Genomic DNA, 10,110 nt, shown 5'->3' on the forward strand with positions numbered 1-10,110 from the left:
GCACTCGCCGCGGTCGGGGCGGAGATCGGCGGGGCGGCGGCCGGCGCGGAGATCGGCGCGGTCGGCGAGTCGGCCTGCCCGGCCGTCGGCGCGGGCGCGCGCGTCGCCGGCCGCTCGGCGCGCCCGCCGGCGATCGCGAACACCGCGGTCGCCGCGGCCGCTCCGGCGAGCATCCACAGCGCCGGCGCGTAGCGGCGCGGCGGGCGCACGCGCGCGCGAAACACCGGCTCCGGCTTGCGAACCGACTCGGACCACACGGCGTCGATCGCGGGAGCCATGTCGGCGACGGCCGGCAGTTTGCGCGCCGGCGGATCGGGCGCTCGGTCGCCGGCGCCGCCGGACCGGACGAACGCCTCGAGCTGCGCGCGCAGCTCCGCCAGGCTCGCATAGCGCTCCTCGGGAAACGGCCCCATCGCCTTGACCAGCACGGTGCGAAGCGCGGCGGGTACCTTCGGGAAGAAGTTGACCCCGGACGCCAGCTCCGCCTTGCCAATGCGTGCGACCCGGTTCGGGTTGCCCTCGGCGCCGAAGGGGTGGCGGCCGGTGAGTTTCTCGAACAGCAGCACGCCGACCGAGAACACCAGGCTGCGCTCGTCCATCTGTTCGCCGCGCACCTGCTCGGGCGACGCGTACAGCAGGTCGCCCTTCATCTCTTGCTGCCGGAGCAGGTGCAGGAAGGAGAGCGTGTTGACCGTGACGTCGTCGCCGACCTCCCCTGCGTCCAGTCGATCCAGCACGGCCAGCACGTGGCGGACGACGGCGACCGGGTCGTCGGAGTCCGCGCCCGGCTCCGCCTTGGCGAGGCTCCAGAAGCGCTCGGCGAGCGTCTCCGGCGGGCGGGCGCCGGTCGGGGTGGCGGGATCGGTCATCGACACAACTCCACGCCGTCATGCAAGCAAATCGCGCGCCGCCCTGGCTGCGCCGCAACTGCGCGGCGCAGCGTGGTGCGCGCCGGTCTCCCTGGGGCCTTGCACCACAGCGTCGGGTTTCCGCTATCCTCGCCGCGCGTGGCCACGGTGCACGAGAGCGCGTCCGCTTCGCCGTCGTTTCGGACGGGACCGACGCGCATCACCGAGTCCGCTGCGCCGCAGCGGCGACCGGCGGTCTTGCACGGCCAGGCGGTGCTCACCGCGGCGGATGCGATGCGCGCGGACGAGATCGCTCGCGCGGTCACGTTCTATCGCGTCGTCATGGTGATCGTCGCGGGCGTGCTCGCGACGTTGCCATGGCTCGGCGGCGACCTGTCGGCGAAGTGGACGTTCGCGGCAGGCCTGGTGGTGTACGCGGTCGCCGAGACCTGGTTCGTCGCGGCGATCCGCCGCGACCCCGACCAGTACTGCGACCGCAACTTGTACCCGCTCGGTATCAGCGGTGTGTTCGCGGCGTTCGCGGGCGTCTACTACTGCGGCGTGTTCTCGCCGGCGCCCGCGATGATCGTGATGGCGCTGTACGTCAACAGCCTCATCGGCAGCCGCAGGTATCCCGCCGTCATCTACGGGCTGTGCGCCGGCTGTCAGGCCGCGCTCGCGGCCGCCGTGATGGCGGGTGCGATCCCCGATCGCGGCCTCGTCGTGCCGCGCGACTGGCCGCTGTCGTCTCAGGTGCTGGTGCAACTGATCGTCCAGGGGGTGTACCTGGCGACGTTCTTGATCGGCCGCCTGTCGCGGCGCGCGACCGCGGAGGCGTTTTCGAAGGTGGAAGAGGTCGCGCGCGCGGTCGCGCAACGGGATGCACTACTCGCCGAGGCGCGACACGAACTCGAGCGTGCCGCGTGGGTCGGCGAGCCGGGCCGGTTCACCGACCAGCGTGTGGGCAGCTTCCGGCTCGGCGCGGTCGTCGGACGCGGCGCGATGGGCGAGGTGTACGAAGCGACGCGCGAGAGCGACGGGCGGGACGCGGCCGTGAAGCTGCTGCACCGCAACGTACTCGCCGACCCGGAGCACGTCGCCCGGTTCGCGCGCGAGGCGGAGGCGGTGGCCACGATCGACTCACCGCACGTCGTCCGGGTGCTCGAGGTGAGCGATCCGTCCGCGCCGACGCCGTACATCGCGATGGAGCGGCTCACCGGCGAGCACCTGGGCGCGGTGCTGCAGCGCCGCCGTCGCCTGCCGCCCGCCGACGTCGTGGTCATGGTCGACCACGTGGCGCGCGGGATCGACGCGGCCGCGGCGCGCGGCGTCGTGCACCGCGACCTGAAGCCGCAAAACGTGTTTTGCGCGCACACGGAGCGCGGCCCGGTGTGGAAGATCCTCGACTTCGGCGTGTCGAAGCTGGCCGACGAGGCGGGCACGCTCACCGGCGGCAACGCGGTCGGCACGCCGGCGTACATGTCGCCCGAGCAGGCGCGCGGCCTCGACATCGATCACCGCACCGACGTGTACGCGCTCGGCGCGATCGCGTACCGCTGTTTGACCGGGCAGCCCGCGTTCTCGGGCCGCGACGTGCCGATGATCCTGCACGAAGTGGTGTACCGCGTGCCCGTTCGTCCGAGCTTGCTCGCCGCCGAACTACCGGAGGACGTCGACCGCGTGCTCGCGATCGCACTGGCCAAACGCCGCGAGGACCGGTTCGACTGCGGGGGCGAACTCGCCGACGCGTTCGCCGCCGCGGTGCGCGGTGCGCTCGGCGACAGGCTGCGGCGCCGGGCGGACGCGCTCGTCGCCCGCTACCCGTGGGGGCGCGCCATCGTGTAGCGGCGTCAGCCGGTCACGCCGTCGATCCCGTGCGCGCCCACCGGCCTCGGGCGTACGCGAGCCAGCCGAGCCCGGCCTTGACCACGAACGACAGCGGGAAACTCAGCCATACGCCGAAGGCGCCGAGGCCCGCGGCAAAGCCGAGCAGGGCGCCGAGCGGCACTTGGAACAGCGCCGTCCCGGCGAAGTTGATCGCGAGGCTGGTGCGGGTGGCGCCCGCGCCCTGCAACACGCCGACGAACGCGATGTGGACGCCGACCAGAGGCATGCAGTAGCCGAGCAGGCGCATCCAGTCGACGGCGTAGGCTTCCAACGGGCTCGCGCTGGCCACGTCGAACACGCGCACGATCGGATGGGCCGCCCCGACGATGGTGAACCCGAGGGTCGACATCACGGCGGTGCACAGCGCGACCGACGCGCGGGCGACCTGGCGCGCTTCCGCAGGCGAGCCCGCGCCGAGCGCGTTGCCCACCATCGCGCCGGTCGCCTGCGAGATCGCGAGCCCGGGGACGAACGCGAGCGACTGGATGCGCAGGCCGATGCCGTGCGCGGCGACCGCGAGTTCGTCGATGCGGCCGAGCATTCCGACGATCGACAGGAACGCGACGTTGAGGATCAGCATGTCGAGCGCCGCGGGGAACCCGACGCGGAACAGCGCGCGCGCGAGCGCGGTGTCGATGCGCGACCACCAGCGCAGCGAAACGTGCAGCGCCGGCACCGCGCCGCGCCGAAGCGCGGTGGCGGTCACGGCGACGTTGACCGCGTACGACGCGACCGTGCTGATCGCGGCGCCGGTGACGCCGAGGCGCGGGAACCCGAGGTGGCCCAGGATGAGACAGTAGTTGAGGAAGATGTTGACCGCGTTCGACCCCAGCGCGACCAGAAACGGCAGCCGGGTGTTGCCGACGGCCCGCAGCGCCCCGCCGAGCAGGATCGTGAGGTAGTAGAACACCGCGCCGGACAGCAGCGGCCGCAGGTAGGCCAGGCCCGCCGCGACGGCCGCGTCGGACGCGCCGAGCGCCCGGAGCAGTGGGCCGGCGAGCGCGTTGCCGGCGAGCGCGACCGCGGCGCTCACCCACACGGTGAGCACGGTGGACTGGCGCAGGACGTGGAGGGCGCGGTCGCGGTCCCCGGCTCCGTGGGCGCGGGCCACGAACGCCACCGTCCCGACGGTGAGCCCCATCATGACCACCATCAGCAAGAACACCACCTGCGACGCGAACCCGAGGGCGGCCAGCGCGGTCGGCGCCTCCTCGAGTCGCCCGCACATGGCCGTGTCCACCGCCAGCGACAGGACGTTCAACACGTTGATCCCGATCAGCGGCGCCGACAGGCCGATGAGGCGGCGGGCTATGGTCCGTCCGGTGGCGACGTCACACCTCGCGGGAGAGCGCGGTACGATAGCGCAGCTGTGATCGATTGTGAGTCCGGCTGAGCGCCGGGGCGCCGGCGGGCGAATCGGTCGCGATCGGGGCGGTTTGCGCGGGTTGGCGCGGCGCGGCGAGCGGGTCGACGAATGTAGGGAAACATCGCAGGTGTGCGGAAACTTGATGAATCTTTCGTGCGCCTCGCGGTAAGGTCGCCCCGCTTCGATCAAGGCCACGACGGTCGGGAGCGTGCGACGGATCGAGCCGCATCAGGGAGGGAGTAACGCCATGGCGACCACCGAATCGTCTGCAGTCATCCGGTTCATCAATTCGGTTCAAGCCCAGCCACTGGTCGACCCGACTCAGCCACTGCCCGATCCGGGCATCCCCGACCCGGGCGTGGACACCGTGCCGCATCCGATCGGCCACGACTTCGAGACGGTCATCGTCCAGCAACCCGAGCGGCAGCGCCGGCGCTGGCCGGCGCTCGCGTTCGGCGCCGTCGGCCTGCTGGCGGTCGCGATTGCGGTCGGCTATGCGATCGGAAAGTCGGGCGATGGCGCGGGTGTCCCGCAGCCGGCCGCCGCCGCGCAGCCGGCCGCCGCTCAGGCCGCCGCCCCGCAGCCGGCCGCCGCCGCTCAGGCTGCTGCCGCGCAGCCGGCCGCTGCTCAGGCCGCTGCCGCGCAGCCGGCCGCCGCCGCGCAGCCGGCCGCCGCCGCGCAGCCGGCCGCTGCCGCGCAGCCGGCCGCCGCCGCGCAGCCGGCCTACGACTCGGGAATCGACGTGTACGTGGAGCCCGCCGGCGCGACGGTCGTGCTCGACGGCAAGCCTTACGGCCCCGCGCCGCTGCGGTTCGGTCGCCTGGCCGCCGGCCCGCACGTGGTGGAAGTGATCCCGCCCGACGGCTACGAAGGCCGCCGCGTCGACGTGAACCTGGCGCCCGGCCAACGCGAGGTCGTCCGCGTCGCGCTCGCTCCGAACGCGCCGCCGGCGCCCGCCGGGGTCGTCGCCGAGCCTCTGCCGTTGCCGGTCGACGACGCTACCGCCGGCGACGACGAGGCGGCTCCCGAACGGACGGCCCGGCGCTCGCGCGCGAAGCGGTCGGCGCGGCGGTCGCGGGCGCGCGCGAGTTCGCGCGGCGACCGGTCGTCCCGCGGCGGCACGGGCGTATTGATGGTCGGATCGAAGCCGCCGTGCCGGATCCTCGTCGACGGTCGCGACACCGGGCTCACGACGCCGCAGCGCGATCTGAAGCTGCCGGCGGGCAGGCACACGATCACCCTCGTCAACAAGCAGCACGGCATCAAGGCGACCGCGAAGGTGACGATCCGGGCGGGCAAGACGGTCCGTTTGATCAAGGACCTGACGGACCGCCTGTAGGCGGTCCCGCGGCGGGCGCGGGCGCGCGCCGGCGGGGGCGGGGCAGCGCGGGCAGCGGCCGCGCGCGGCGCCGGCGAACAGCGACCGCGCGATCACCTTCAACTCGAGGATCGGCTTGACGCCCTCGAAGATCGGAAGGACCTGGGCGTCGACGACGTAGCGGCTGATCGGGTACTCCTCGGCGTAGCCCCACCCGCCGTGGAGCAACTGGCCGAGCTGCGTCACCTCGACGGCCACGTCGCAGGCGAACAGCTTGGCCTGCGCCGCCAGCGGTGCGGCGGCGCGCTCGTCCTCGTCCATCGCCTCGGCCGCGGCGTACGTGATCGCGCGCGCGGCGGTCACCCGCGTCGCCATCCGCCCGAGGTGATACTGGGTAAGCTGGAAGTCGCCGATCGGCCGGCCGAACTGGTGGCGCTCGGTCACGTAGGCCGCCGTCTTTTCCACGGCCGCCTGCGCGACGCCGCACGCGCGGCCGCCGGTCTGCAGTCGCCCCGCCGCGAAGCCGGCCATCTGCAGGTAGAAGCCGCGGCCCCGCCCCGCGTCGCCGCCGACGAGACAGTCGCCAGGTACGAAGTAGTCCTCGAAGCTCAGCGAGAACGAGTGCATGCCCCGGTAGCCGGGCGTGCGATCCGCCTTGCCCTCGATCCGCCCGCCGCCGGGCTGGCTCGCCTCGAACGCGTGACCGGTGAACGCGGGCTTCGGCACGATGAACAGCGACAACCCCTTGGCGCCCTTGGCCGGGTCCGGCTCCGTCCGCGCCAGCAACGCCAAGATGTCGGCGCGGCCTGCGAACGTGCACCACGCCTTCTGTCCGTTGATGCGCCAACCTTCCTGACCGTCCACCGTCGCGGGTTCGGCGCGGCAGGTGAGACTCGCCACGTCACTGCCGACGTTCGGCTCGGTGACCGCGATGCCGACCATCAGCTCGCCGGCGGCGATCTTCGGCAGCCACCGGCGTTTCTGGTCCTCGGTGCCGCCGCTGAGCAGCGCCTTCGCGAGGATCTCCGGCCGCGTGATCAGCGAGCCGGCGGCCGCCAGCGATGCGCGCGACAGCTCCTCGGTGGTGAGGATCATCGCGAGATTCCCCAACTCGTGACCGCCGTAGTCCTCGGGAATCGACAGGCCGAAGTAACCGAGTTCGGCCATCTTGTCGATGAGCGCCTGGGGCACCAGCTCGTCGTGGACGTGGATGCGCTCGGCGAGCGGCTCGACCTCGTTGTCGGCAAACTGGCGGACGCTGTCGCGCACCTGCTCGAGCATGTCGTCGAGCGGCAGGTTGTTGCGACCGCGTTGTTCGGCCACCGCGCGGCCGATCGCGCGGACGGCCTCCTCGCTGCCGAGGTCGCGGATCGCGCCGCGCACGTCGGCGGTGTAGATGCCGTCGATGCCGGCATCGTCGATGCCGAGGGCGGCGGCGACCGGCCACAGCCGATCGCGTACCGACAGCGCGAGCTCCGCCGCACCCGCGCGCGCGGCGGCGTCGACGAGATCGTCCGGGCGACGCAGGCTCGCGGCGAGGTCGACGAGATGCTCGGCGACGCGCGCTTCGGTGGCCGCGTACGCGACGCGCTCGGAGATCACCTGGTGGTCGTCGATCGACTTGCCGGCGTCGGTGAGTTCGGCGGCGCGGGCGACGGCGGCATCGGCGAGCGCGCCTGCGGCGCGGGACACAAGGCGTGCGGCATCGAGGGTCATCGCCCGCAGGGTAACGCGAGGGTGACGCAGCGCGCTATCGTGAACGGCGCTCGCCGCGCGGACGGACCGCGCTCGGCCGGCGGCGGCGGGCTATAGTGCGCCACGCGCACCGGGCGCGCGCGATGAAGGCGGTCCGCATCCACGAGTACGGCGGCGACGACGTGCTCCGCGTCGAAGACGTCCCCGAGCCGACGCCGGGGCCGGACGACGTGCTCGTCGACGTGCACGCCGCCGCGGTCAACCCGGTCGACTGGAAGATCCGGAGCGGCAGTCAGCGCGCGGTCGTGCGCCTGCGGTTGCCGGCGATCCTCGGCATGGACGTGTCGGGCGTGGTCGCGGCGGCCGGCGATCGGGTGACCCAGTTTCGCGCCGGCGACGAGGTGTTCGCGTCGCCGCACCACCGCCGGCAGGGCGGCTACGCCGAGCGCGTCGCGATCCGCGCCGCCGAGTGCGCGCGCAAGCCGGCCAACCTCACCCATGTCGAGGCGGCGGCGCTGCCGCTGGCGTCGCTCACGGCGTGGGGATGCCTCGTGGACCACGGCCGGGTCGAGCCCGGCCAGCGCGTGCTGATCCACGCCGGCGCCGGCGGCGTCGGCAGCGTCGCCATCCAGCTCGCGAAACACCTCGGCGCGGAGGTCGCGACCACCTGCTCGGCGCGCAACATCGACTGGGTGCGGTCGCTCGGCGCGGACCGTGCGATCGACTACGGCGCCGAGGACTTCGCCGCCGTCCTCGCGGGCGAGATCGACGTCGCGGTCGACGCGGTCGGCGGTGACGTCGCGCGCCGCACCGTGCGCGCCGTGCGCCGCGGCGGCCGCCTCGTCACGATCCAGACCGATCTTCCCGCGCACGTCGCGCGGTTTGGCCCGCGGCTCGGTGTCGCGGTCGCTGCGGCGAGGCTCGTCGGCTTCGCCGTGCGCGCGCGCGTCGCGCGCGGCGTGCGCGTGTCGCTGGTCGTCCGGCGGCCCGACGGCCGGCGGCTCGCCCGCATCGCCGAGCTGTGCGAGGCCGGCGCGCTGCGCCCGGTCGTCGGCGCCGAGTTTCCGCTCGATGACGTGGCGGCCGCGCACCGGCTGAGCGAGTCCGGCCACGCGCGCGGCAAGATCGTGCTGCGCGTTCGGTAGTAGATGCAACGGATTCCACGCGTGCTATGCTGAACGAGGCATGTTGATCGCGGCGATCGTGTGCGGCCTCGTGACGGCGTATTACTTCGGTGTGCGCGCCGGCGCGTACGCCGCCGCCGGCGGTGCCGCGTGCGCGCTGGCGGCCACTGTCGTGCCGCAGGTCGCGTCGTGGGCGTACGCGGCGATCGCGGCGTGGCTCGTCGGGGTCGCGTTCGCCGGGCCGCGGTGGGGCCGGCCGCCGGCCGGCGCGCGCGCGGCGGTCCGCGCGGTTGCCGAACGCGCGCGCCGGTGGCGGCGCGCCCGCGCGGCACGTCGCTAACTTTCGTTGATTTTCAGGTTGTTGCGGCGGTGCGACGATGTGCGTACGAGGAGGTAGCTATGCGCACGATCGCCGCACTGTGTGCCCTGGTCGTCCCGGCCGTCGCCTGCGAGGTCGAGGACCCGATCGACCCCGGCCGCGTGGCCGGGGAGACCGCCGCCGTCGAGGCCGCACCGCCGGCCGCGCAGCGCCCGCGCGGGACGTACGTGTGGGTCACGCCGCCGGTCGAGGAGGCGCACCGCGCGCGCATGGCGCGGGCGGCGCGGCCGCGCATCATTTACATGAACCGCAACGGCGGCACGTACACGCCCGGCGAGGACGACTCGGCGACGAACCGATCGAGCATCCCGTACGGCACGGCGACCATCCGCCCGTGGGCGGTCACCGACGAGGGCTGGCAGCAGGTGATGGACTGCATGCGCGAGCTGTGGGCGCCGTTCGACGTCGAGATTACCGACGTCGAGCCGTCGCCGGACGTGGACTACATCGAGTCGGTGGTCGCGGGGTGGCCGCAAGACGTCGGCATGGGCAGCGGGGTCGGCGGCGTGTCTCCGTTTTACTGCGGGGTGATCGAGCGGTCCGTCGTGTTCACGTTCGCCGAGGTGTACGGCGACTCGTACCGCGACGTGTGCGAGACCGCGGCGCAGGAGGTCGCGCACTCGTTCGGACTCGACCACGAGTACCTGTGCGAGGATCCGATGACCTATCTGTACGGCTGCGGCGAAAAGTCGTTCCAGGACGTCGACGCGCCGTGCGGCGAGTATTCGGCGCGCAGTTGCAATTGCGGCGGCGCGACGCAGAATTCCGTCCGCCTGCTCACCGAGTACAACGGTCCGGCCGACCGAGTGGCGCCGACGGTGGCGATCGCCGAGCCGGCAGACGGTGCGACGGTGGAGCCGGGCTTCGAGGTCGTCGTCGACGCGCAGGACGACGTCGGCGTGCGCCGCGTCGAGCTGTACGTCGATGGCGCGCTCGCCGACACGCTGGAGGCGCCGCCGTGGTCGTTCGCGACCGCCGCGGACCTGGCCGACGGGACACACGCGGTCGAGACGCGGGCGTACGACTCCAAGAACGTGGCGTCCGCGCAGATTCAGGTTACGGTGACGAGCGGCCCGCCCGGCGGCGACGACCCGCCCGGCGGCGACGACCCGCCCGGCGGCGACGACCCGCCCGGCGGCGACGACCCGTCCGGCGGCGACGGGGGCGCGGGCGTCGTCACCGGCGGCTGCGCGGTCGGTGGCGGGGCGTCCGCGGCGTGGTGGGGACCGGCGCTGATCGGCCTGATCGCGGCGGGGCGCCGCCGCCGGCGAGCCGGGCGCCGCTGACGCACCCGGGGGCGGGCGCGCGGTCGTGGTACCGTGCCCGCGCCATGACACGAACCCGCCTTCGATTCGCCGCGTGGTGGCCCGCGGCGGTGCTGATCGCCGCGGGCTGTGGGGGCGCTCGCGCGCCGCAGGCGGAGCCGGCCGGGCCGCCCGAGCCGCCCGAGCCGGCTGCCGCGACGCGGCCGGCGCCCGAGCCGGCTGCCGCGA

7 protein-coding genes are annotated in these 10,110 nt (G+C 73.7%); 4 read left to right on the plus strand and 3 right to left on the minus strand.

Going from position 1 to position 10,110, the window contains the following annotated elements:
- A partial coding sequence (locus D6689_09995; protein RMH41847.1) for a hypothetical protein occupies nt 1-869 on the minus strand: 869 nt, incomplete at its 3' end.
- Between the two features lie 138 nt (nt 870-1,007).
- On the opposite strand from D6689_09995, the gene D6689_10000 reads away from it, so the two are divergent.
- Nucleotides 1,008-2,693: a serine/threonine protein kinase gene (locus D6689_10000; protein RMH41848.1), complete on the plus strand. Its 1,686-nt coding sequence runs from the start codon at nt 1,008-1,010 to the stop codon at nt 2,691-2,693.
- Between the two features lie 13 nt (nt 2,694-2,706).
- On the opposite strand, the gene D6689_10005 is transcribed toward D6689_10000, so the two are convergent.
- Complete coding sequence (locus D6689_10005; protein ID RMH41849.1) at nt 2,707-4,320, minus strand: MATE family efflux transporter; 1,614 nt, start codon at nt 4,318-4,320, stop codon at nt 2,707-2,709.
- On the minus strand, nt 4,067-7,135 hold the full coding sequence (locus D6689_10010) for a hypothetical protein (GenBank protein ID RMH41850.1): 3,069 nt from the start codon (nt 7,133-7,135) through the stop codon (nt 4,067-4,069). The genes D6689_10005 and D6689_10010 overlap by 254 nt, the downstream gene beginning before the upstream one ends.
- Nucleotides 7,136-7,257: 122 nt before the next feature.
- On the opposite strand from D6689_10010, the gene D6689_10015 reads away from it, so the two are divergent.
- The 3 genes from D6689_10015 to D6689_10025 are packed head-to-tail and all read left to right on the plus strand — an operon-like array spanning nt 7,258 to nt 9,903.
- Complete coding sequence (locus D6689_10015) at nt 7,258-8,259, plus strand: NADP-dependent oxidoreductase (GenBank protein RMH41851.1); 1,002 nt, start codon at nt 7,258-7,260, stop codon at nt 8,257-8,259.
- A gap of 40 nt (nt 8,260-8,299) precedes the next feature.
- On the plus strand, nt 8,300-8,578 hold the full coding sequence (locus D6689_10020) for a hypothetical protein (GenBank protein RMH41852.1): 279 nt from the start codon (nt 8,300-8,302) through the stop codon (nt 8,576-8,578).
- 59 nt (nt 8,579-8,637) lie between these two features.
- Nucleotides 8,638-9,903 carry a hypothetical protein gene (locus tag D6689_10025; GenBank protein RMH41853.1) on the plus strand — a complete coding sequence of 422 codons (1,266 nt, stop codon included), beginning with the start codon at nt 8,638-8,640 and terminating at the stop codon, nt 9,901-9,903.
- Nucleotides 9,904-10,110 lie beyond the last annotated feature (207 nt).

This window comes from Deltaproteobacteria bacterium, assembly GCA_003696105.1.
In the GTDB taxonomy this organism is placed as follows: domain Bacteria; phylum Myxococcota_A; class Polyangia; order Haliangiales; family J016; genus J016.

Coding starts and splice junctions, on each gene's coding strand:
- D6689_10025 (RMH41853.1), top strand. CDS start 8,638: ATGCGCACGATCGCCGCACTGTGTGCCCTGGTCGTCCCGGCCGTCGCC.
- D6689_10010 (RMH41850.1), bottom strand. CDS start 7,135: ATGACCCTCGATGCCGCACGCCTTGTGTCCCGCGCCGCAGGCGCGCTC.
- D6689_10015 (RMH41851.1), top strand. CDS start 7,258: ATGAAGGCGGTCCGCATCCACGAGTACGGCGGCGACGACGTGCTCCGC.
- D6689_10020 (RMH41852.1), top strand. CDS start 8,300: ATGTTGATCGCGGCGATCGTGTGCGGCCTCGTGACGGCGTATTACTTC.